The sequence below is a fragment of the Acidobacteriota bacterium genome, assembly GCA_018001935.1.
Classification (GTDB): domain Bacteria; phylum Acidobacteriota; class JAAYUB01; order JAAYUB01; family JAAYUB01; genus JAGNHB01.
In genome coordinates this window covers 57,673-80,778 of record JAGNHB010000014.1, presented here as the reverse complement: position 1 = coordinate 80,778, position 23,106 = coordinate 57,673, and the positions used below count along the sequence as shown (strand labels likewise).

Here is a 23,106-nt window from a genome sequence, read left to right as displayed (position 1 = left end):
CCTTCAGGGTGCGTTTTCCATCCTCCTTCGCCGCGTCCCGGAGGCGGCGACGCGGGCGCCCGGAACGTTCTGTCCTCCGGCCCGATCGTGACCGGCGCCCGCGTCTGGCCCCCGGCTGGGACGCCCCCTCCCCTTCGGGGCGGGGCCCTCGAACGTCCAATCCCGATTTGATTCATATCCTCTGCAAGGCCAAAGGGAACGTGACGCGGACTGGCCGCCATGCCCAGGTGACGAACGAAGGGCACGTGGCGCGGATGGACTGCCATGCCCAATCGGCGCTGGGAACGCGACGCGGGTGGGCCGCTCCGTTCAGGCATTGCCGGGGGCGGGGCAACTGCTGCACGTTTGCAACGACGCCAGCAACATCCTCACCCGACCCGATCCCCGCCAGGGGGATCAATGGGTGTAGGGTGTAGACCTCGCAATTCGACGAGAAAATCAGGCAGTTATAGTGAAATGATACATCATACTCCAGCAGGAAGGAAGGAGAAAATGACTTGATAAGGAAAATAAAGCCTTGTGGATTGTAATGGTCCGAAAGGGCGTAGGGAAAAAGCTTGGTTTATCGCGAATGATTCACTGAGCTACTTTATTGAGAAGGCTCTTCTTCATTTTCCCCCTCCTCTTCCGATGTGCCGGGGATGGCGTAGGACTCGCCGGCCCACATGCCGAGGTCCACGAGGGCGCAGCGCTCGGAGCAGAAGGGGAAGTTCGGGCCGGACACGGACTCCAGCGGAGTCCGGCACTGAGGGCAGCGCGGCGGGCGGAGGGGATTCTGTTCGGCAGGCATCGGGCGTTTCCTTCGTCAAAATAAAACGGGGCGCCGACAGCCGACGGCGCCCCGGGGACAGGGTCCGCGCAGGCCCGGCGCCCGTGCGGGTCTGGTTTACTTCTTTTCCGCCGGCCGCCGGGTGACAACGTCCAGTTTGTTCTGGTCCAGGATGTCGAAGGTGGCCCGGTTGAGCTCCACGAAGGACTTCTTCAGGAAGATGAGGGCGGACAGTTCGGCGGCCTTGGCGTTGGTGAGGTCGCGCTGGGTCTGGAGGACCTCGAAGTTGGTGGTCAGGCCGGCCTGGTAGCGCTTCTGCTGGCCGTCCAGCTGCTCCTCCTGGAACTGGCGGGCGGCGATGGCGGCCAGGAGGCTCTTCCGGTTCACCTCGATGGTCTGGACCGCGTTGAGGACCTCGACGCTGATGGTCTGGATGGACTGGCGAAGGGTGGCCTCGTCCTGGTCCTTGCCCAGCTTCGCCGCGGCGAGGTTGGCCTTGGCGGCGTGGTTGCCGAAGGTGTAGGTGAAGGTGAGGCCGATGGTGTAGTCGCGGTACTCCTGCTTGAAGACCTGCTCGTAAACGGTCCCCAGGCTTCCGGTGAACTTGCCGGGGTGCTGCCCGATGATGTTGCCGTCGTCGTCGTAGTCGTACTCCACAACGTTGGGCCCGGCCACGCCGTTGGTGGCGTACGAGGCGCCGAAGTCAAGCCGCGGCTTGGTCTGGTTGTCGTAGTAGCGGATGTCGACGTCGTCCTTCTCCAGGTAGATTTTGTACTTCCTGGCCTCGGGACGCTGCTTGACCGCTCGTTCGATCAGGTCCCTGAGCTCGGGGACCCCCTGGGGTACGGCGGGGGTCTGCACGGGGATGATCACCTTGAGCCAGATCGGGTCCTTCCGGTCGTTGCAGATGAGGTTTTTCAGAACGTTTTCCGCACGCACGATGTCCGCTTCCGAGGCGATGACCGACTGCTCGGACTGGGCCACCTGCGACATGGTCTGGGTGATGATGATGGGGGCCAGGGTCCCCACCTCCACGCGCTTGCGGTTGTCCCGCAACTGGATCAGGGAGAGTTCCCGGCTGGCGATCTGGATCTTCTGCTGCTCGATGGCGTTGACCAGGTCCCAGTAGCCGTCTTCCACCGACTTCACGATGTCGGAGATCTGCTTTTCAAAGTCCAAGTCGGAGATCTCGCGATCTTTCTTCGCGTTGAGGATGGCCCGCCGGCTGGCGTCGATGCGGAAATCGCGCCAGAGCGGCTGGTTGAAGGAGAAGAGCAGCGAGGCCGAGTAGGTCGGGTTGAAGGCATTGGAGTTGTTGGTCATCCGATCGTTGTTGGACTGGACGGAGAAGCTGCCGCCCGTCGAAAGGTACTTCGAGAGCTTCGCCCCGAAGTTCAGGTCCTTCGACTGGGTGGTGTCGAGCCGGAGATACTGGCGCTGGAGGGTCCCGAGCACGGGCCGCTCCGTCTTCGAATAGCCGATGTTGGCGTCGAGCTGGTAATCGTAGACGCCCAGCGTGGCGTGGAACTGCTCCCGGCTGATGAGGGGCTGGTAGCGCGTGATCTCGATGGTGAGGTTCCGGTTCAGGGCCAGATCGATGCACTCCTCCAGGGTCATCCCCTGGGAGTTGCCGGATTCCCGGGCGCGTTCCACCAGGGTCTTGTATTGCAGGGCATCCTCCGGGCGGCTCCCGTCCTGGGCCGCGACCGGGGAGGCGATCGCCAGGGCGAGGCCGATCCACCCAACCGACATCATCCGACGGATAAAGACTGAGAACATACCTGCTCCTTGCAAAGAGATCGGCAAATCAAACCCGTATTACGATGGGCCTTCCGGAAAAGTTTCGCCCTCACGGAATGCCAACGTAGGACTGGTTCGAGCACCAGTCGTCCGCGATCAGGGTCACTTCCGCGCACACAGCACCCGTTGCCGTCAACTGGACCCAGGCGATGCTCTCGAGCGTCCCCGGGAAGTCGTCCGCCAGCAGCCGGCGAACGTTGGCCCCGGCGCCCAGGCTGTCGGACACGCTCCCCTGGGCAGTGCCGCCGGCGTCGTAGGCGGTCAGGGTGTAGTTGACGCCCGAGGCCCCGGGGTTGGACAAGCGGAACTCGGACTGGAACCCCCCCTCAGGGCGAACCAGGGGAAACGACAGGGTCGAGGCCGCCGAAGTGAACGCGGGGAGGCCGTCGAACTTGAACTCCATGGGATCGGTGTTCCGGGACGCGAAGAGCTGGAAACCGCTCAGGTGCTGGTCGGCTTCCACGATCAGGGTGGCGGCATCGGCACTGACGCGCCCGTTGAAGATGCCCCAGATCTCCCGGGTGATCTGCTGTCCGGGACCGACCAGCCAGTCCTGGGTGTCGAGGGAGGCCCCGTCGGCGTCGTAGAGGCGGGCATGGGCGGTGGTGGGGACCGGACCGAAGTTCTGGAACGTGACGCCGGTGAAATAGTCGGTGTTCGAGGGGACCATGACGTACCGCAGCATGTTCGCCGCGGAGGCGGGATCGACCCCGCCGAGCCCCGCCACCCCCATCTCGCCCCATTTCCCGAACAACTCGAAACCGACCACGGGCTGTGCCGCGGCCAGCCGGACGCTCCGGATCCGGGACGGGTTCACGAGCCCGGGGATGATCTGGTCTACGAGGCTCACGTACTTGGCCCCGGCCGCCAGCGTGACGGAATGGGTCCCCAACTGCTCCCCGGCCTCGTTGAAAGCGGTGAACTGGACCAGGTTCGAGGAGGCCGCGAGGTTGACCACCGTCAACCCGGTGTAGTAAAGACCGGTCCCCGGGTCGGAGATATAGACGTAGGGGAAGAAGATCTGGGTGGACGAGCCGGCAGCCAGCGGGAGTACCGCCCGGGACAGGCCGTCCCGTGTGCCGAACTCGGTGACGCCCTTGAAGTCGGCGGGGCCCGACACCGTGTACCGGGCATCCCCCAGGGCGGCCGCCGTCGGGAAGACGGTTTCCATGGATTCGTAGAAAAACCCCTTCGCCGGGATCTCCCCGGTGTCATAAGTGTCCAGCAGCGATCCGGCCGCGTCGTAGGACCTGAGGATGGCCGAGGCACCCCCCGTCCCGGTGTTCACCAGGATCACCCGGGACCACCAGGCGTCGGTGCTGGCCACGTGGGCGCCGTGCGTCAGCGGGAGGGGGCCGGACTGGACCGTCACGTGGGCCGTGTTGCTGTTGGCGGTCCCGCAGCCGTTGGTCACGCGGACCCAGAAGTCGGCCGACGTTTCCAGGGGACCGGTGTCGCAGGAGGAGCCGATCCCGCCGCCGACCGGGTCGGCGGTGTTCCCGCTCAGGCCGCGGTACCACTGGTAGTTGAAGGGCGGCGTCCCGGAGACCTGGACGTTGAGGGTGACGGATTGCCCGCTCTGGATGGTGGCCCCCGCGGGATGGGTCGTGATGGAGGGCGCCTGGCAGCCGGTGCCGCCGTCCCAACCGGCGAGACGCGCCATCAACCACCAGAAGGCCCGCCCTTTCATCACGCAGTTCAGGCGTTCGGAGTGGGCGCACTCGCTGCACCCCGCGGCGATCGGGGTCAGCTCGTGGGTGGGGTGGGCCGCGATCCACTCCGTGGCCCAGTTGCCGTCCCCCCAGGGGTTGCCGTCCCCGTTGGTGTCGTACTCGCACCCGTCGGTTGCGTAGAGGGCCCGGAAGTTGGTGCCGTCGGTGGGGTTGAAGCTCTCGATGTCCGCGAAGTCGAAGAGGATCTTGTTGTTGTTGATGCAGAAAGCCCGGATCTGCTCGTTCCGCTGGTGGAGGTTCCCCGCGTTTCCGGACCCGTCGAGGTGCCCCGTCATGTAGACGAACCGGACGCCCGGGTACGCGGTTTCCAGGGCCGCCATGGCGTTCAGGTAGGCGTTGATCCCCGCCTCGGAGGTCCAACTGACGCCGCCGCACCACGACCACATGACGACGTTTCGGTCGTTGCCCGTCGTTCCCAGCATGACCACCGTGGCATCGCGCCACGCGAGGTCACCGTCCGAACCGAGGTCGCCCGCCCCGCCGGCGTTGCCCCAGTAGTCGTTGAGGAAGGTGCCCGCTTCCAGGCCCCAGCCGGAGGATTGGTAGTCGTACGTCGAACCCGGGCTGCCCCGGAAGGCTTCGATGCCCGTCACCAGCTGGCTGCCGTGGGACGTGTGCCCGTAACCGACCCGGAGGTTCGCCTTGGCCTGCTGGATCCAGTTGGCGGGGACCTGGGACAGGTCGGTGCAGGTGTGGTCGACGATGATGGGGGCCTGCGCGCGCACCGCGGCGGCCGTCAACCCGACGGCAAGGATGGACAGGACAACGAGGAGGCTGCGTGTTTTCATGATCCCTCTCCTGTGGTGTTCCGGCGCCGGCGGGTGGCCCGGCGGCGCACGGGAGGACGGCGCCCGGTGGTCGACCTTTTCACTCGACGTCCCAGCCGTACTCTGCGATCTTCTCCGCCAGTCGCCGGGCCAGGGCCGGGCTGGCGCTCCCGAGTTCGTGCAGGATCCCCCGGGCCTCCTGCCGGTAAGCTTCGATCTTCGCCGGTGTCCAGTGGGCGGGTGGGGGCTGGAGGTTGACGACCCGGTCCGCCAGCTTAACCATGGCCACTTCCCGGCCCTGTTTCCGGATGCGCCGGAGGCTGTCGGCCATGCGCTCCGCCCCGGGAAGGTCCGCCCGCTTGGTGAGCGCCGCCACCCCGCCGGCCACGGCGTCGCCGAAGCGCTCCCGCAACACCTCCGTCTCCGCGCCGGTGTCCTCGACGACATCGTGCAGGAGGGCGCAGGTCAAGGCGAGATCGAGGTTGATCTCCGGGTCCTCGGCGGCGGCGTGAAGCACTTCCATCGCCACGCACGACAGGTGGAAGAGGTACGGGATGTCGGAACCCGGAAGGCGTTGCCCGCCATGCCGCTCCGCCGCGAAACGCAAGGCTTCGATGTACCGTTCCGGGTCCCAGTTCATGCGCACACCCCCAGTGAAGATTCCGAGTACCACGGGGCACGGCAGGAGGATCGCCGCCTATTATCGCACACGCCGGCCCGAACTTGGAAGCAGGGAAATAAATACCGCCCTGAAACCAGTCAGAACTTACAAAGATCCTTACTTTCCAGGAGCTCCTGGGTTTGAACTCATAAAACCCGGATATCGACCTTGCCGTCGATAGCCTCCACGGTGCCGGCCAGGGGTGCGTGGACGTCCAGCCACTTTCCCTCGGCCACGCGGTCCCCCGGAAGGACAAGGTCCCCGGGGCCGACCCGGGGTTGCGCCCGGCCGCCGCCGAACTCCGCGAGATCGAGGGAGAGACGGGGCACGTCGTTGAGGGGGCCCAGGAACTCGGGTTCCACGTCGAAACGCTCGAGCGCCAGGCGCATCTTGAGCCAGGGCATGGGCAGGGCCTTGCGGGCGTGGTCGGGGTGTGGCGTCCCCGCCTGCTTGCGGAGGTACTCCCGGGGCACGACGGGCTTCATGGCGGCGATCAGCCGGCGGGGGGTGATGCGGACCGGGCAGGCCACCAGGGAGCAGACGCCGCACTCGCAGCAGTACAAGGCGATGTGATCCTCCTCCCCGGGGGCCGACAGGACCTTCCCCGCCCTCCGCATGAGCTTGTGCGGTTCGATGGCGTGCCCGAGCAGGCGCCGGGGGCATAGTTCCGTGCAGGCGTAACACTGGTCGCAGACCGAGGCCGAGACGCGGACCTCCCGGTCGAGCGGGGTTCGCAGTTCCTGGGCAACGGGGTTGCCCGGCGGGAGCACCACGATCCCCGAGGTGGTCCGCGCCACGCCATCGCCGACCTCGACGGGGCGTCCCATCATCACCCCCCCCGCGAGAACGAGGGGCTCGGGGCAGGTCGGCCCGCCCGCGCGCTCCAGGAGGTCGCCCACCCGGGCCCCGAGGGGGACCTCGGCGCAGAAGGGGCGTGCGACGGCGCCGGCCACCGTGACGAAACGCCGGGTAACCGGTTTCCCTTCCACCGCGTCGTGGATGTGGACCGCCGTCTGCACGTTCTGGACCAGGACGCCCACGTCCAGGGGCAACCCGCCCTGGGGGGGGACCCGGCCGGTGGCGAGGAAGGTCAGCACGTGCTCGTCGCCGGAAGGGTAGACGTCCTCCAGTTCCAGCACGCGCATCGCCGGGTCCCCTGCCGCGGCCGCCACGAGCCCGTCCAGGTGTTTCCGCCGCTTGTGCTTGAACGCGAGGACGACCTCCCGCGCCCCCAGGGCCTGACGAACCCGGGCCGCCGCCCCGACGATCGCCTCGGGGTAGCACCGCATGCAGTGCAGGTCCGAAAAGAGAAGCGGCTCGCACTCCGCCCCGTTGAGGATCACGGTGTCCACCCGGCCGGCGCAGTCCAGTTTCCGCCAGGTGGGGAAACCCGCCCCCCCGGCCCCTGCCACGCCCGCTTCCTTGACCCGGCGGACCAGTTCCGCGTGGGTGATCCCATGGCCCGTGTTCATCCCGTCCCTCCTGCTTTGCCCAGGGCCAGAACCAGGACCGTCAGGTCATCCTGGAGTTCCCCGGCGCCGTGCTCGCGAATCGCGTCCACCAGGGCACGGATCATCGCCTCCGGATCGAGGTCCCAGGCGGTGCGGCAGACCTCCCCGATCCGGGTCTCCCCGAACTCTTCCCCGTCGGCGTCGGAGGCTTCGGAAAGGCCGTCCGTGTACAGGACAACGCGGTCGCCGGCCCGAAGGTGGACCCGTCCACTCTCGAACACGACGTCCGGGAGGACCCCCAGGACCGGCCCGCCCGACTCCAGTCGCTCCGCCGACCCGTCCTCCCTCAGGAGGAGGGGGGCGCAGTGGCCGGCGTTGCAATAAACCATCACCTGATGTTCCGAGTCGTAAACTCCGTAGAAATAAGTCACGAATCTGCCGTCTCCCAGCAGGTTCACCGCGCTGCGGTTCAGGCGGCGGCACGCCTCCTCCGGCGGGCACGTCTCGTCGATGACCGCGCGAAAAGCCGCCTGCAGGTTGGACATGATGAGGGCCGCGGGCATGCCCTTCCCCGAGACGTCGGCGATGGCGAATCCGAAACGTCCCCCGCCGAAATCGAAGAAGTCGTAGAGGTCGCCGCCGACCGAACGGGACGGTTTCCAGAAAACGGCGAAGCGCCCGCCAGGGACCTCCGGCACGCTCCTCGGAAGCAGGTTTCGCTGGATTTCCAGGGCCCGCTCGAGGTCGAGGGACTGGGCCCGGAGTTTGAGCCGTTCCAGGGCCCGGGACACCAGGCCGGCCGCCAGACGGACGAAGCCCAGGTCCTCCGTTTCGAGGTTCGACGGGAGGGTTTCCGCAGGGACCGCCAGGAAACCGGCCAGGCGCTCGTCCACCCGGAACCCCGCCAGGGCGTGCAGGCCTCCTCCCGGCCTTGCCCGGGCGGTCCCCTCCGCCAGCAGGCCGGAACCCGGCTCCAACGGTTCGTCCAGCGAAAGAACGAGGGGGTCCGATTCCTCGACCCGCCGCGAGTGGCACACCTCCGCAACGGTCCCGAAAGCCTGCGCCGCCCGGAAGACCGTTTCACCCTCCGCCCGGTAGAAGACCACGCCGGACTTGATCGGCGAAACGGACTCGACTTTCCTAATAAACAGACTGAATATATCCTGCCTATCCTCCGATTGTTGAAGGATTTTTTCCAGATGATCCAACTGCTTTGGATACTCAAAGCGTTTCCGGAAGAAACGCCGATCGACGAAGCCCTGCACCCGTCGCTGCACCGGCGTCACCACCGCCACGGCGCACAGGGTCGACAACACGATGGACCAGGTGCTTCGGACGCCGGTGTAGGTGGCCAGCAGGCCGCCGGCCCCCCCGGCGAGGATGAAGAAGACCGCGAGCACCGAGAAGGTCACCAGGGCGTAGATCAGGGTCCTCCGGATGAGGACGGTGATGTCCAGCACCCGGTGCTTGAGGATCCCGATGGCAAAGGAAAGGGGGATCAGCACGTAGAGCGCCTTGCTCCCGAGTTCTCCGACCAGCTGGACGCCCGGGGCCGTCCGGCCCACGAAGGCGGAACCGATGATGAGGAGCCCCAGCAGCAGGTTCCCGGACACGGCCACGAAGGTCCCCCAGATCGGCCAGCGCAACTGGGCCCGCTCGTCCGCCCTGGACTGCCGATGCTGAAGGTAGAGGGCGACGCAGCTGGCGACCGGGTAGACCAGCGGCTGCAGGATCACCCCGGCGAAGAGGCACAGGCCGCCGGCGATGAGCAGGGCCTCGGGTACCAGGCCCCAGTCGGCGAGGGGCGCCGCCAGGCCGCAGAACGCCGCGAGAGCGGCCAGGCCGAGGGCAATCACCCGCCAGGGGTGGTCCGCGAGGAACGCCCGGAGCCCCTTTCCTGGCTTGAGGATTCGACGTCGGAACACGAAGCCGGCCAGGGCCGTCACGACGGCGAATGCCAGGAGGACCCGCCCCAGCCCCAGGGAGGAGAGGAAAGAGAAATAGGCGAAGAGGGCGACGGCCACGAAGGCGAAAAGGTACCCGAAGGGGGCGAGAAGGTAGATCCACCGGATCGTGAGGGGGTGGGCTTCGACCCAGCGAAGCGGCCGGGGAAAGACGAGGGTCAGGTGAAGGAGGGCCATGGAGACGAGGAGCCCGGAGATCACGACCAGGAGGATCGTGAGTCCCATCCCGGGGGCGAGGAAGCTGTCGTGCTGGATCCCGTAGGTGTTGGCGAACGCGAGGCCGATCATCGGGTAATAGAGGAACGCGGTGGCGGCCATGGTGCAGACCACGAAGAGCAGGAGCACCCGGAGGTCGTCCAGCCGGCGGAAAATGACGAAAACGCCCACGAGCAGGAAGATCAGGGCCGTGACGGCGCTGGAAGCCTGGCTGAGAATGTTTTGCGTCCACCCCAGGGCGGTCTCGGGGACCAGGGTGACCCCTCTCACGCGGCCGGCGGATTCGAGGTCGAAGCGAACCGGGGCAACCGGGCCCGTTTTCCGGAGATGGGCCACCACCTCGGCGGTCTTCTCGATGGGGATGCCATCGACGGCCCGGACGCGGTCGCCGACCAGGACCCCCTGGCGGGAAGCGGGCCCCCCGGAGACCACCGTCTGGACCGTCCCGATCCGGTTGCTGATCCCGAAGGGCATCCATGCGCTGTCCTTCGGGGGCGTGTGGGCACTGAAGCTCATGCCGACCCACGGCGTCCAGAAGCCCTTTCTCACCTGGACGAAGTAAAGGTAGAACGCGCAGATCAGAAAGCCCGTGACGAGCAGGGCCAGGCAGAGGTGAAGTCGGTTCCGCTTCATGGTCGCTCCGAAGGTGAATCCTACAGGATTTCGACCCGGGATTCAACGAGGTTTCCATCCGCGGGCAGCTGTGGTAGAGTAGGAATTCCAAACTGTCCGAGAACCGGAGGCGCATGCTGACAACCCATCCCGCGAACCCTATCACCGGCATCCCGTCGTTCACCGACGTGGAGGTGGTCGAGGGGGCCCGGGCGGGGAGGACGATCCAGGTGAACCCGTTCCTCCTCGCCGAGGTGCACTACGACACCTACGATGTCCGCTCCCAGATCAAGCTCACGGGCGACACCAGCATCGCCTGCCCCCTCATGGAGATGGAAGACGACTTCTTCTGGACAGCGGACATGTTCCTCCGGGTGGACCGGACCCGTCTCCGTCCCCTGCCCTCCTCCGGCCTCGCGTACCGGTCGCCCGTAATGGAGTTCGACCGCAGGGCCCTGGCCGCCAAGGTCCAGCAGGGCTACGTCCGGCACTTTCCCATCCGGATCCTTCACCACCCCCTCCTGAAGTGCTTCTCCCACCCCCACGAGTCCCGGGAGGACTTCCTCCAGCGCTGCCGCGCCCGGATCCACGAAGAGGCGGCGCCCGAGTGGCTGTCCCTCCGCAAGAAGCACCAGCGCGGCCTCGAGGGGATCAAGGAGCGTTACCACCTGCGGCCCGAAGTCTACGCCGAGGACGCCAGTTTCGCTCACCTGGAAGAGCGCAGGCGTCGTCGGATCCAGGAGGCCGACGAGCGGCTCACCCGGCTCTTCTTCGCTCTGGGGGCCCCGCTCCCGCCCCCGTCCGGTCAGCCCCCCATGGAGGACCAGGAGGACCTCGAGTACGCCCTCAACGAGATGCTCGCGGCAGCCCACCGGGAGTTGACGGTTTTCTACGCCGAACTCGAGGCGCGGCTGCTGAGCGTGGAGGAGTACGAGATCCGCCACCGTCACGCCGACATCACCCTGCACCAGCTTTCCGTGCTCTGGCTCCCCACGGGGGCGGAAACCGAAGCCGGCGAGAGCGGACCACCCGCGCCCTGAACCGGGCCCGGCCTCGAAACGGATGACCAGCCGCAGAATCAAACCGACCGCCCCAGGTCCCGGGGAAGCCGCCGCCCGGCCCAAGCCAACCCCCCCGGGGTGCCGCGGGGGTCTTTCTCCTTCTCGAACGAAACCGTCACGACTGGCGAAAGCCGCACTCCGGTTTCTCGTCGGGCTGGAAGCCCTGGCGGCCCTGTCGGGCGGCCGGGCGGCGGGCGGCGACAACCCGGGCCAGGGGGGGGCGGCAATCGTCCTGAAGTACGGCTTCCAGCCCGGCTCCCGGTGGGTCTTCCGCGAGCGCTTCACCCGGGAGATCACCGGGAAGGGCGCCTCGACGCGGGTCGAGGGGGAGTGCCGGGCCCAGGTGCTTTTCGTGCGGGTCCAGGACGGCCTGATCACCACCGCGGTACAGCGGGAGCGCGTGTCCGTGCGGCTCGTCCGCTGCGTGATCGACGGCAAAGACCGCCTGGAGGCGGAACGCCCCGCGTTCGATGCCCGGCAGAAGGAGCGGCCCCGGTACCAGGCCGAGGCCAACCGGCTCAACAACCGCGGGGAAGCCTTGCACCCCTGGAGCGCTCTCCGGGAGTGGACCAGCGAGGTGCTCTTCCTCTGCCCCGAGCTGACGCCCCTGCCTCTCCACCCCGTCCGGGAGGGCGATACGTGGACCGCGGGCGCCGTGGCGTTCCGGTGCCGCCTGTCGCAGAACGAAACGTGCGGCGGAAACCCCTGCGTGAAATTCTCCCGGTCCTTCTCCCAGGGGGACCTTTCCGGCACGGTGTGGTTCGACCCCGCCGCCGGCATCCCCCGGCGGCAGTCCTTCGAGGCACACTACGAAACCGCGTTCGGGAAGGTGAACGAGACCCTGACCGTCGATTTCGAGAGCGCCGCCACGGGGGAGGGGCCCGAAACCTGGATGGACCTCCCGGGCATCCGCGAGGGGCTCGAATGCAGCTTCCTGCTGCCCGGCGCCCGGGTCCCCGACGGTGTGCGGGACACGCTGGCGACGCGACTGAAAACGGCAGGGGAGACGGAACGTCTCCGGATCCTGTCCATCTTCCACCTCAACCGGCTCGAACCACCGCCGGTCGAGGCGCTCGCCCCCTGCCAGGGGTCCCCTTCCCCGCGCCTTCGGGCCCTGGCGGCGCGGCTCCTGGGCGCGATGCCTCCCGGTGAAGTGGGAAGCCTCCGCAACAAGGCGCTGGCCGACGCGGACTTCTTCGTCCGTCAGGCCGCGGCGGGGGCCGACCCGGACAAATCACCCGGCCGGCCGGCCCCGCTTCCGGACGCACCGCCGTTCCCCCCGGGGTCGTTCATGGTTCCCCTGCCGGAGGGCGAATTCGCCGGCTGGCCGTACGTCGTCCGGGTCCCGGAAGACTACCGCGGCGACCGCCCGACCCCGGTCCTGGTCTTTCTCTCCGGGGGCGACGGGCGAGCCATGGTGGGCGCACTTTACACGCAGGACCTCGTCGCCCGGACCGGGTTCATCGCCGTGTTTCCCCAGGCCCCCCGGTTCTGGTGGGAAGGCGAGGCCGTCCGCCTCGTCCACGAGGTGTTGCGGTCGGTCAGCGCCTCCTTCAACGTCGATCCGGACCGGGTGTACCTGGTGGGGTACAGCAACGGCGGGACGGGCGTGATCTCCTGCGCGCGGGCCTGGCCCGACCGCCTCGCCGCCGCGGTCTCCGTCTGCGGCGCCGGGATCGACGGCCCCCCCGGCGCGGCGTTCCTGTCCAACCTCGGCCCCGTCCCCCTCCTGTTCATCCACGGGGAGAAGGACACGGTCATCCCGGCCCGGGCGAGCCGCGACACCGTCGACGCCCTGAGGAAACTCCCCCGGCAAGCCGCCCTGGAGCTGACACTGCTCCCGGGCCGCGGGCACGACGTGGGCCTCGGCGAGATCGGCGGGTCGATCCTCGATTTTCTGCTGCGGCACACCCGGAACCCGTACCCCCCCCGGCTGGATTTCCAGCTCCACGACCTCGCCTTCCCGAGACACTACTGGGTCGAGGTCCTGGAGAAAGAGGGCGGCGACGCCCAGGTGGAGGCGGAGGCGGGCGGGGGGCGGACCGTGCGGCTGCGCACCCGCGGCGTCCGCCGGCTGAAAGTCCGCCTGGCGGCGCCCCTGCTCCCCGGGGTCGGGCCCCTCACCGTCATCCTCAACGACCGGCAGGTTTTCACGGGGGAGTTCCCACCGCCCGGCGAAATCCCGGTCGCCGGGGTCGATGGCCTCGAGCTGGAGGTGCCCCGGTGAAGCGGGCCGCGACCGAAACCCGGGGCGACACGCTGGCCGTGTTCGTACGGGACCGCTACAACAAGCATGGCATGGCGGCCCTGGCCGGCGCCCTGGACACCGTGCCCCCGGACTGCGGGGGCCTGGAGGTCCGCTTCCTCTCCCACAAGGACGTGGCCCCCGTCCTTCGGGAAGAAGGGCGCCGGTTCCGGAAGGTCCTGCTCGCCTGTTCCTTCCACACGCCCCACCTCCCCGCCATGGCCGGTTTCGTGTCCCGAACGCGGGAGGCTTTGGCGGGGGCGGTCCCCCGCCTCGAGTTCCTGGCGGGGGGCACGCACCCCTCGGGGGACCCCGTGGGAACGATCCAGGCCGGGTTCGACTACGCCTTCCACGGCGAGGGCGAGGCCGTCGTCACCCCCCTGCTGGAGCGGTGGGCCGACGATCAGCCGCTGGCAAGCCTCCCCGGCCTGGTTCTGCCGGAGGGCGGCTCTTTTCAATTCAACCCGCCGCCCCCCCCGGTGAACCTGGACGACTTCCTCCCCTTCTCCGCCGCGCGCCGCCTCCTCTGTCCCGTGGAGATCACCCGGGGATGCCCGGGGGCCTGCGGGTTCTGCCAGACGCCGTTCCTCTTCGGGTCGCGGGTGCGGCACCGCAGCCTGGACCGGGTCCTTTCCGCCTGCGAGGCCGGGCGGACCCGCAGTCTCAAGGACCTCCGCTTCAGCACCCCCAACGCCTTCGCCTACGGGTCGCCCGACGGGCGGACGCCCAACCCGGCGGGCGTGGAAGCGCTGCTGAGGGAAACGGGAAAACTCTTCGGCCCCGAGCACGTCTTCTTCGGTTCCTTCCCTTCCGAGACCCGCCCCGAGTCGGTGACGGCGGAGATGGTGGACCTCGTCCGGCGCCTGGCGGGCAACGACAACCTGGTGGTCGGCCTGCAGTCCGGGAGCGACGACTTCCTGGAACGCCTCGGCCGCGGCCACACCACGGCGGACGTCTTCCGGGCGGTGGAGATCGCCCGGGCCGCGGGCTTCCGCATTTACGTGGACGTCATCTTCGGGCTCCCGGGCGAGACGGAAACCGACCGCCGGGCCACCGAGGCCGTGATGGAAAAGCTCTCCGGGATGGGGGCCATCGTCCACGGCCACGCCTTCATCCCGCTGCCGGGGACCCCCCTGGGCAAGCATCCCCCCGCCCGAATCGACGAACGGACCCGGCAGGTCATCGACCGCCTCCCGCCCGGGCTCCACTGCGGTCGCTGGAAGCACCAGGAAGCGGAGGCCTTCGCCGCCCACGGCTTCCGGACGGCCCTCCGCCGCCGAAAATCAAACGGTCCCGCAACGTAAACGCCGGGGACCGCTACAGACGGGCGGCGCGCCGGAGGGCCTTGAAGCCGAAGCGCTCCCGGATGGCGTCGATCCCCCGGTAGAGGCCCTCCTCCTTGACGTCCTGCTCCGCCCGGAACAGGGAGGGCTGGAAGACGCCCGTCCGGAGCCGCGACACCGACACCCCCACCAGGCGGATGCCCAGGCGGCGCGTGTCCAGGGCCCGGAAGAGGTCCAGGGCCGCCGGGATCACCACCGAGTCGTAGCGGACGGGTTCCGGGAAGGTCTTCGCCCGCGAGACGGTGCGGAAGTCGGCGTAGCGGAGCTTGACGGTGACGGTCCGGGCGGCGAGGCCCGCCCGCCGGAGTTTGCGGCACACCTTCTCGCACAGGAGGGCCAGCGTGGACTCGGCCTCGGTGCGCTCCACCACGTCCCGGGGGAAAGTGTTCTCCTTGCCGATGGACTTTCGGGGGGACGGGGCGGACAGCCCGTGGTCGTCCAGCCCCCGGGCCCGCCGCCGCAGTTCGGGGCCGCACACGCCGAAGACCCGCTCCAGCAGGCCGTCGTCAAGGCGCGCCAGGTCCGCCAGGGTCCGGATGCCCAGGGCCCTCATGCGGCGCTCCGTCACGTCGCCGATGCCGGGCATCCGGGCCACCGGGAGGGGCGCCAGGAAGTCCGCCTCCCGCCCCGGCACCACCAGGAGGATGCCGGCGGGCTTGGCCAGGTCCGAGGCGATCTTGGCCGCGCTCCGGCTGGCGCCGATGCCGATGGAGGCCGACAGGCCCAGGCGGTCGGCGATCTCCGCCCGGATCCGGGCCGCCATGGCCAGCGGCGGGCCGAAGAGGCGCTCGCACCCCGTGACGTCCAGGTAGGCCTCGTCCACGGAGGCCTCCTCCACGTCGGGGGTGTAGTTCTCGAGGATCCGGAAGACCATCGCCGACGCCCGGCTGTACTTCTCGAAGTCCCCCGTCAGGAAAACGGCCTGGGGGCAGAGCTTGCGCGCCCACGCCATGGGCATGGCGGAGTGGACCCCGAAACGGCGCGCCTCGTAGGACGCGGCGGAGACCACCCCGCGGCCGTCGGGGTCGCCCCCCACGATGACGGGCCTGCCCTTCAGCGCCGGGTTGTAGAGCTGCTCCACCGCGGCGAAGAAGGCGTCCATGTCAACGTGCATGATCGTCCGTCCCATCCCCGCTCTCCCTTCCCGCCTCTCCCATCGGTATCGGTATCAGAATCGGTATCGGTATCGGTATCGGAATTCGGTATCGCTATCGGTATCGGAATTCGGTATCGCAATCGGTATCGCTGCTATGATCAACGTTGATGCGGTCGCAAAAAGTCCTGGTTGTGATCTCACAGAGGCACAGAGGCACGGAGAAGAATCGTAAGGATTGTTGATTCTATTAAATACGATTTGCATTTCTCTGTGCCTCCGTGCCTCTGTGAGAGAAAAGGACTTTTTGCGAACGCATCAACGTTTGTCAAGGCCTAAAACCAACCGTTGAAACCATCGCTGTCGCAATCGCAATAGCCTCCCGGCTGCAATTCGCGGACGTCCGTGTTCGTCCGGGGTTCTCACCCGGCTTACCCGTGTCGGGCAGTCGGCCCCGGGGGAGACCGGCAGCTGAATCGCGCCGCTCCGGCAGCCTGCGCGGCGCGGTGAAAGCGGCGCTCCGGAAGCCTTCGCGCCGCACTCCACAGGCCCCCAGCCTGCAGCCTGCTCGACCCCGACGGCAACCCCGATACCGATTGCGACGCCGGTTGCGATCCCGATCCCGACCCCGATACCGATCCCGATACCGATACCGATTCCGAAGGGAAGATCTCCGGACCTTCAGCCTAACAGCCTTCAGCCTAACAGCCTACAGCCTTTCACCGATACTTCCGCAGGACCCCCACCACCACGCCGCGCACCCGGACCCGTTCCCCCGGGAAGCGGAAGGCCTCCATGGCCGGGTTGGACGGCTGCAGGCGCACCATGCCGCCGGGCTCCCGGTAGAGGCGCTTGAGGGTGACGTTCTCGCCGTCCACCAGCACCACGGCCATTTCGCCGTTCTCCACGGACGGGGTCTCCCGCACGATGACGAAGTCGCCGTCGGCGATGCATTCGCCGATCATGGAATCCCCCTTCACCCGGAGCACGAAGTGGGTGCCCCGCCCCACGAAATCCGCCGGGACGCGGAGCACCTCCGGGTTCTCCACCGCCTCCAGGGGCACGCCGGCGGCGATGACACCCAGGAGGGGGAGTTCCACCCCCTCCTCGGCCGGCGGCCCCACCGGCTCCACGCTCCGGGCGGCGTGCGGGCTCCGACGGACGAGCCCCTCCCGCTCCAGGGCCTTGACGTGCTTGTGCACGGCGTTGACGGACGCGATCCCCGTCCCCCGCCCGATCTCCTCCAGGCTGGGGCTGTAGCCGCGCTTCCGGAGAAATGCCGCGATGAAATCCAGGACTTCCGACTGGCGCCGCGTGGGGGACATGTGTTCACCTCCTGCCTGCTCTCACTTCCCATGATAGGTGGAAATAAGGTGAAAATCAAGCCCAAAGAACGGGGAACCCAAAACCGTCCTGATTATGCTATAGTTATTTTGAGAGATGCCCCGGAAGGAGGGAGATTGCACGCATGGAAATCTTTGATCTTGAACTGGTCATTGAGGAACTCAAGGACGGAGGAGATTATCGGTATCTCGCCACCTGCAGCGAACTGCCGAGTCTGCTGGTGGCGGGGACCACGGTGGAAGAGATCATCGAGGAAGCCCCGCGTGTGGCCTCGGCCCTGATCGCTTCCATGAAGGCATCCGGGGATCCGCTTCCGGACCGTATCCGGCGCTTCAAGGAATTCCCCTTCACGTCTCACGTTGCTGTGGTGGTATGAAGTACTCCGAGCTCCAAAAAAAACCTCTTCGGCTTGGCTGTCATTTAACACGATATGGTGCGGGCAGCCACGAGATCTGGCGAAATCCGAAAACGGGCAGACAGGTCCCGATTCCGTATCACAGCACACGGGACATCGGGCCGAGCCTGATTTCTCGAATTCTGAAGGAACTGCACATCTCCCGGAAAGAGTTCGAGGACGCCTGAATGCTCCCTCACGACACCAAACCCGGCCGGGACCTCCGCGTGCTCATGGTGAGCACCGAGCGGGGGTGGCGCGGCGGTGAGCGGATGCTGGCCTCCCTGGTGTCGGAGTTGCCCGGCGGCGTGGACGCCGTCACCACCTGCCCGCCGGGGTCCCCGCTGGCCCAAAGGCTCGAGGCCGCGGGGAAGGCGGTCGAGCCCCTGGACGCCCGGGGTCCTCTCGACCTTGCTGCCCTTCGCCGCCTGCGCCGCCTGGCCGTTTCGGGAGGTTTCGACCTCGTTCACGCCCACACCTCCCACGCCCACGCCCTGGCCCTGCCGGCCCTCGTCCGGACCGGCATCCCCCTGGCGGTGACCCGGCACGTGGCCTTCCCCGTCAAGCGCCTCTCCCGGTGGAAGTACCGGGCGGTCCGCCGCTTCGCCGCCGTCTCCGCTTTCGTGCGGGACACCCTCGTCCGGGGCGGCGTGCGACCGGCCCGGGTGGACGTTATCCCCAACGGCATCAAGCTCTTCCCCCTGCCAGAAGACCGGGACACTCACCGTTCGTCCCTGGGGATCGCCCCCGCCGAACTCGCGGTGGTGAGCGCCGGTCACTTCTCGGCGGAGAAGAACCACCGCCTCCTCCTCGAGGCCTGGGCGGCCGTGGCGCCCCGCCACCCCTCGGCCCGTCTTCGTCTGGCGGGGGAAGGCCCGCTGGAGGGGTCGCTCCGGGCGCTCGTCCGGGATCGGGACCTTCCGCGGGTCGTCTTCGAGGGCTACCGGGAGGACCTCCCCGCCCTGCTCCGGGCCGCCGACCTCTACGTGTCGTCCTCCGACAGCGAGGGGCAGGGCCTCTCCGTCATGGAGGCCATGGCGGCGGGGCTTCCCGTGGCCGCCACCCGGGCGGGGGGCGTCCTGGACCTCGTGGCGGACGGGGAGACGGGGATCCTGGTTCCCGTCGGCGACGCACGCGCCCTGGCGTCGGCCCTGGACGCGCTCCTCGAGGATGCGGAGCGCCGGGCCGCCCTGGGCCGGGCCGGCCGCGCCCGGGCGGAGCGGGACTTCGGGCTCCACCGCATGGCCTCCGCCTACCGGGACTTCTACCTCCGCGCCCTCGAACGGAACTGATCACCCCGCGAAACACCACGAAGGGATATTTGCCCGCGAATCACGCGAACGAACGCGAACTGGAATCGAGTAATCAAAAGATATTATTCGTTTTATATACTCGCGTCGATTGGCGTTATTCGCGGGCCGAATTCCCTTCGTGTATTTATAGGCGTATCGAAACGACTTCGGGCGTTGAAACGGCGGGCTTTTCCTGCTATAAGGAACGGTTTGCGACTTCGTGGAGGTTCACGTCATGGATAATCCCAAGCCCATCATCGTCACCAGCGCCCTGCCCTACGCCAACGGGCCGATCCACCTGGGCCACCTGGTGGAGTACATCCAGACCGACGTCTACGTGCGCGCCCTGCGCCTCATGGGCGAGGACGTCGTCTACTGCTGCGCCGACGACACCCACGGCACGCCCATCGAGGTGAACGCCGCGAAGCTGGGCGTGACCCCCGAGGCCCTCGTCGAGAAGGTGTGGCACGAACACCGGAAGGATTTCGCCGAGTTCCAGATCCGCTTCGACAACTTCTACAGCACCAACAGCCCCGAGAACAAGGAGTGCGCCGACCTCATCTACTCCCGGCTCCGGGACAACGGCGACATCTACACCAAGGAAGTGGACCTCACCCACTGCGCCCGCTGCAACCGCTTCCTCCCCGACCGCTTCGTGAAGGGCACCTGCCCGCGCTGCGGCGCGCCCGACCAGTACGGCGACAACTGCGAACGGTGCAACGCCACCTACAACCCCACCGACCTGGTGTCCCCCTCCTGCGTCATCTGCGGGACCCCCCCGGGGCACAGGACGTCCCGCCACTTCTTCTTCAAGCTGGCCAACTACGCCGACCGCCTCCGGGCCTGGCTGACGGGGAACGAGAACCTCCAGCCCGAGATCCGCAACTACATCCTCCACTGGGTGGACGAGGGGCTCAAGGACTGGGACATCTCCCGGGACGCCCCCTACTTCGGCTTCCCCATCCTGGGCGAGACCGACAAGTACTACTACGTCTGGCTCGACGCCCCCATCGGCTACATCGCCTCCTGCCGCAACCTCTGCCTGCGCACCGGGCGCGACTGGGAGTCGTACTGGGTCGGCGACCGGGCCCGCGTCATCCACTTCATCGGCAAGGACATCATCTACTTCCACTTCCTCTTCTGGCCCGCCATGCTCATGGGGGCCGGCTTCAACGTCCCCGAGAACATCCACGTCCACGGGTTCCTCACCGTCAACGGCGAGAAGATGTCCAAGAGCCGGGGGACCTACCTCACGGCCCGCGACTACCTGGAGAAGCTCGACCCGGCGTTTTTGCGCTACTACTACGCCGCCAACCTGTCGCCCAAGCTGGCCGACATCGACCTGGACCTGGAGGATTTCCGGAAGAAGGTCAACGCGGAGTTGATCGGTAACTTCGCCAACTTCGCCAACCGCACCCTCACCTTCCTTCAGAAGAACTTCGACGGGCGCACCGCGGAAGGCGACCCCGGGGAACCGGACCTGCAAAAGGACGTCCTGGAGCGGGTCGAGCGCGTGAAAGCGGCCTACCGGAAGACGGACTTCCGCCTCGCCGTCCGGGAGATCCTGGAGATCGGGGACCTCGGGAACCGCTACTTCCAGGCGAAGGCCCCCTGGGCCCTTCTCAAGACCGACCGTGCCGAAGCCCACCGGGTGGTCTCCTTCACCGTCAACCTGGTCCGGATCCTCGGGATCCTCTTCAAACCGGTGGTCCCCGTTCTCTGCACCGAACTGGAGCGCCAGCTGGGCCTGCCTCACCAGGTCTTTGCCGACGCCCGCTTCGACCTGCTCGGCCACGAGATCGGGTCCCCGGCGCCCCTGATCCCCCGCCTGGAGAGCGTGGAACTCGTCAAGGCCGACCCCTTCGCCGCCGTGGACCTTCGCGTGGGGAAGATCGTGGAGGTGGGCTCCCACCCCAAGGCGGACAAGCTGGTGGTCATGCAGGTGGACCTCGGCACGGGGAAACGCCAGCTCTGCGCCGGGATTCGCACGTTCTACACCGATGGGGAACTCCTCGGCAAGCACATCGTGGTGGTGGCCAACCTCAAGCCCGCCAAGCTCCGCGGCATGGAGAGCCAGGGGATGCTCCTGGCCGCCTCCAGCGAGACCGCCCTGGGCGTGCTGACCACGGAGGCCCTCCCGGGAACCCCGGTCCGCCCGAAGGGGGTCCCCTTCGACGGGACGCCCCAGATCGAGATCACCGACTTCCAGAAGGTAACCCTGCGCTCGGAAGGCGGCAAGCCCCTCTACGGCGACCTCCTGCTCCTGGCGGGTGATGCCCCCGTGGTTGTCGATCGCGGGGTGGACGGGGGGATAAAGTAGGCTGTTAGGCTGAAGGCTGTTAGGCTGTAGGTTCGGAGGGATTCCCATCGGGGTCGGAATCGGAATCGGTATCGCAGTCGCAGTCGAAAGGTCGATAGGCTGAAGGCTGTCAGGCTGAAGGTCGGAATCAGTAGCCAGGAGTCAGAAGTCAGGAGTCAGGAGCCGGAAGGCCGGGGATATCGGGATCGGTATCGCCGTCGGGATCGTAACCGAGACTGAGACCCGACCGCCTTTCGTTCTTGCCATCACCGGTCATTCACGGCTTTCCAGGAAGCTGCCGGGAGGCCTGGGCGACGAATCCGTCGGATCCGTCCGATCGGTCTGATCGGTCTGATGAAACCCCTCCACCCTTGGGACCGTAAGAGATAGAGGATCCCGGTCAGGAGTTTTCCATGAATGCCTTTAGAATCAGGATCATCTGCTCGCTGGCCTTCTGCCTTCTCTGCATATATTGCTCGACGTCCACGAAAGGGTCACGGCATACACCGACAAGTGAATTAATGAAGAACTTTGCTTCCACCGAAAGAGCATTCGCCGACAAGTTCGGGAACTTCGCAACGCTTCAGGAACTGGCCCGACACAACTATCTGCATCCGCGCTTCCTGACTGATCCCCCCCAGAGTATCGACGGTTACTTCTTCTCCTCCCGGGTCGGCCACGGTGTATTCACTCTCCAGGCCAAGGGGTACACCGAACACTTCGCCCGAAAAAGCTATTACATCAATCAGAGGATGATCCTCTGTTCCGACCCCGCCTGCACCCTCCCGGCGGAAAACGTCGCCTTCTCCCTCGCCCTCTATTCCCTCGGATGCCAACTTGGAGACCTGGGCCGGTTCTTCGTCCTCAACCCGCCGGCTCCCCGCTGAGGACATCTTGACAGGGATCACTTCATCGACAGCGGTTTCCCTTCCTTCAGCAGGCCGATGAGTTCCTGGAGGCGCTTGCGGCGGGTTTCGTCGCGCCTGGCGTCCAGGACCCAGCGCAGGTAAAGGCGACGACGGCCCGGGGTGAGCGCCCCAAAGGCGGTGCCCGCCGCCGGTTCGGCCTCGAAGGCTTCCCGGATGAAATCGGGGGGATCGTCAGCGGGGACATCGGCGCGCGGGGGCGGGTCCTGCTCCAGGATGGACGGGTCTCCCACCTTGGAGAGCCCGATGTCGGTCATGCGGCCCTCGGCGATCAGTCGGCGCATCCGGACAACGTTGGCATCGGACCACCGGAGGGTGTTCGTCCGCGGCGTGAACTTCTGACAGTAGCGTTCGTCATCAATCCGCTTGATGATGCTGTCGATCCAACCGTAACAAAGGGCCTCGTCCAGGGCCTCTTCATAGCGGAGGGAGACCCGTCCGGTGTGGGCCTTGTAGAAAATCAGCCAGACCACTCGTTCCGACGCGTGGTGCTTCTCCAGCCAGTCCCGCCACCCGGCCGCGGATTCGAAGAAGCATTCCATCACGGGGACTTCGGGGCGGCGGCCCCGCCGATGAGGCCGAAGGCCGACGGCGGCCAGTAGCGGAGAACGGCCTTCCCGAGGATCTGGTCCCCCGGGATCGGGCCCCAGTTCCGGCTGTCGTTGCTGAAGTCCCGGTGGTCGCCCAGGACGAAGTAGTTTCCGCCCGGGATCGTGAAACCGTCGATATCGCCTTCGGAGCGGGTAGCGGGAACGATGTAGGGCTCGTGGAGACGTTTCCCGTCGATGAAGACCGCCCCGTCCGAGATGCGGATGGTTTCCCCGGGAAGCCCGACGACGCGCTTGATGCAGGTCTTCCCCGCGTCAGACGGCGGCGTGAAGACCACGACGTCCCCCCGGTGGACGTCGCCGAAGCGGTAGGAGAACTTGTTGATGAAGATCCGCTCCGCGTCACGGATCCCGGGCTGCATGCTGTCGCCCTCCACCCGTACCGGCTGGAGGAAGAAGGCAGTGACGAGGTGCACAAGGGCCGCCGCGATGACCAGGTCACGGATGCACCGCAGAGCGAAACGCAGCGGCCTTTTCGAGCGGTTGGGGGCGGCAGGCGGAGCCCCGCCCGGAATCGGGTCGGTCATG

At 67.2% G+C, this 23,106-nt stretch carries 18 protein-coding genes; 8 read left to right on the top strand and 10 right to left on the bottom strand.

What is annotated here, in order from left to right:
- Window positions 1–589 precede the first annotated feature (589 nt).
- The 6 genes from yacG to KA419_07960 all read right to left on the bottom strand — a co-directional run bounded on the left by yacG (window position 590) and on the right by KA419_07960 (window position 9,994).
- The gene (gene yacG / locus KA419_07985; GenBank protein MBP7865877.1) at window positions 590–790 is read right to left on the bottom strand and encodes a DNA gyrase inhibitor YacG; all 201 of its coding nucleotides are present in this window, start codon (window positions 788–790) and stop codon (window positions 590–592) included.
- Between the two features lie 96 nt (window positions 791–886).
- Complete coding sequence (locus KA419_07980; protein MBP7865876.1) at window positions 887–2,548, bottom strand: TolC family protein; 1,662 nt, start codon at window positions 2,546–2,548, stop codon at window positions 887–889.
- 70 nt (window positions 2,549–2,618) lie between these two features.
- Complete coding sequence (locus KA419_07975; GenBank protein ID MBP7865875.1) at window positions 2,619–5,090, bottom strand: immunoglobulin domain-containing protein; 2,472 nt, start codon at window positions 5,088–5,090, stop codon at window positions 2,619–2,621.
- A 79-nt stretch (window positions 5,091–5,169) separates the two neighbouring features.
- Window positions 5,170–5,709: a bifunctional (p)ppGpp synthetase/guanosine-3',5'-bis(diphosphate) 3'-pyrophosphohydrolase gene (locus KA419_07970; GenBank protein MBP7865874.1), complete on the bottom strand. Its 540-nt coding sequence runs from the start codon at window positions 5,707–5,709 to the stop codon at window positions 5,170–5,172.
- A gap of 167 nt (window positions 5,710–5,876) precedes the next feature.
- Window positions 5,877–7,202, bottom strand: a complete 1,326-nt coding sequence (locus KA419_07965) for an SLBB domain-containing protein (GenBank protein MBP7865873.1) — start codon at window positions 7,200–7,202, stop codon at window positions 5,877–5,879.
- The gene (locus KA419_07960) at window positions 7,199–9,994 is read right to left on the bottom strand and encodes a SpoIIE family protein phosphatase (GenBank protein ID MBP7865872.1); all 2,796 of its coding nucleotides are present in this window, start codon (window positions 9,992–9,994) and stop codon (window positions 7,199–7,201) included. The genes KA419_07965 and KA419_07960 overlap by 4 nt, the downstream gene beginning before the upstream one ends.
- A 113-nt stretch (window positions 9,995–10,107) precedes the next feature.
- Between KA419_07960 and KA419_07955 the strand changes: the two genes are divergently transcribed.
- From KA419_07955 to KA419_07945, 3 genes are read left to right on the top strand one after another with little or no spacing between them, the layout of a single operon-like run.
- Window positions 10,108–11,013: a hypothetical protein gene (locus KA419_07955; GenBank protein MBP7865871.1), complete on the top strand. Its 906-nt coding sequence runs from the start codon at window positions 10,108–10,110 to the stop codon at window positions 11,011–11,013.
- A gap of 22 nt (window positions 11,014–11,035) precedes the next feature.
- Window positions 11,036–13,261: a dienelactone hydrolase family protein gene (locus KA419_07950; protein MBP7865870.1), complete on the top strand. Its 2,226-nt coding sequence runs from the start codon at window positions 11,036–11,038 to the stop codon at window positions 13,259–13,261.
- On the top strand, window positions 13,258–14,583 hold the full coding sequence (locus tag KA419_07945; protein ID MBP7865869.1) for a TIGR04013 family B12-binding domain/radical SAM domain-containing protein: 1,326 nt from the start codon (window positions 13,258–13,260) through the stop codon (window positions 14,581–14,583). Before KA419_07950 ends, KA419_07945 begins: the two co-directional genes overlap by 4 nt.
- Window positions 14,584–14,596: 13 nt before the next feature.
- Here the strand turns inward: KA419_07945 and dinB are convergent, their stop codons facing one another.
- Together dinB and lexA are read right to left on the bottom strand one after the other, a co-directional pair.
- Window positions 14,597–15,751, bottom strand: a complete 1,155-nt coding sequence (gene dinB, locus KA419_07940; GenBank protein MBP7865868.1) for a DNA polymerase IV — start codon at window positions 15,749–15,751, stop codon at window positions 14,597–14,599.
- A 683-nt stretch (window positions 15,752–16,434) separates the two neighbouring features.
- Entirely contained in the window at window positions 16,435–17,040 is a 606-nt protein-coding gene (gene lexA / locus KA419_07935; GenBank protein ID MBP7865867.1) for a transcriptional repressor LexA, read from the bottom strand.
- Between the two features lie 143 nt (window positions 17,041–17,183).
- On the opposite strand from lexA, the gene KA419_07930 reads away from it, so the two are divergent.
- The 5 genes from KA419_07930 to KA419_07910 all read left to right on the top strand — a co-directional run bounded on the left by KA419_07930 (window position 17,184) and on the right by KA419_07910 (window position 21,931).
- Window positions 17,184–17,435 carry a type II toxin-antitoxin system HicB family antitoxin gene (locus tag KA419_07930; GenBank protein MBP7865866.1) on the top strand — a complete coding sequence of 84 codons (252 nt, stop codon included), beginning with the start codon at window positions 17,184–17,186 and terminating at the stop codon, window positions 17,433–17,435.
- Window positions 17,432–17,641: a type II toxin-antitoxin system HicA family toxin gene (locus KA419_07925; GenBank protein ID MBP7865865.1), complete on the top strand. Its 210-nt coding sequence runs from the start codon at window positions 17,432–17,434 to the stop codon at window positions 17,639–17,641. The genes KA419_07930 and KA419_07925 overlap by 4 nt, the downstream gene beginning before the upstream one ends.
- Window positions 17,642–18,745, top strand: coding sequence for a glycosyltransferase family 4 protein (locus tag KA419_07920; GenBank protein MBP7865864.1), 1,104 nt, complete (start codon window positions 17,642–17,644; stop codon window positions 18,743–18,745).
- A 235-nt stretch (window positions 18,746–18,980) separates the two neighbouring features.
- Window positions 18,981–21,065: a methionine--tRNA ligase gene (gene metG, locus KA419_07915; protein ID MBP7865863.1), complete on the top strand. Its 2,085-nt coding sequence runs from the start codon at window positions 18,981–18,983 to the stop codon at window positions 21,063–21,065.
- Window positions 21,066–21,457: 392 nt separating this feature from the next.
- Window positions 21,458–21,931 carry a hypothetical protein gene (locus KA419_07910; GenBank protein MBP7865862.1) on the top strand — a complete coding sequence of 158 codons (474 nt, stop codon included), beginning with the start codon at window positions 21,458–21,460 and terminating at the stop codon, window positions 21,929–21,931.
- Between the two features lie 17 nt (window positions 21,932–21,948).
- Here the strand turns inward: KA419_07910 and KA419_07905 are convergent, their stop codons facing one another.
- Entirely contained in the window at window positions 21,949–22,512 is a 564-nt protein-coding gene (locus KA419_07905; GenBank protein ID MBP7865861.1) for a YdeI/OmpD-associated family protein, read from the bottom strand.
- The gene (lepB, locus tag KA419_07900) at window positions 22,512–23,105 is read right to left on the bottom strand and encodes a signal peptidase I (GenBank protein ID MBP7865860.1); all 594 of its coding nucleotides are present in this window, start codon (window positions 23,103–23,105) and stop codon (window positions 22,512–22,514) included. Before lepB ends, KA419_07905 begins: the two co-directional genes overlap by 1 nt.
- Window position 23,106 lies beyond the last annotated feature (1 nt).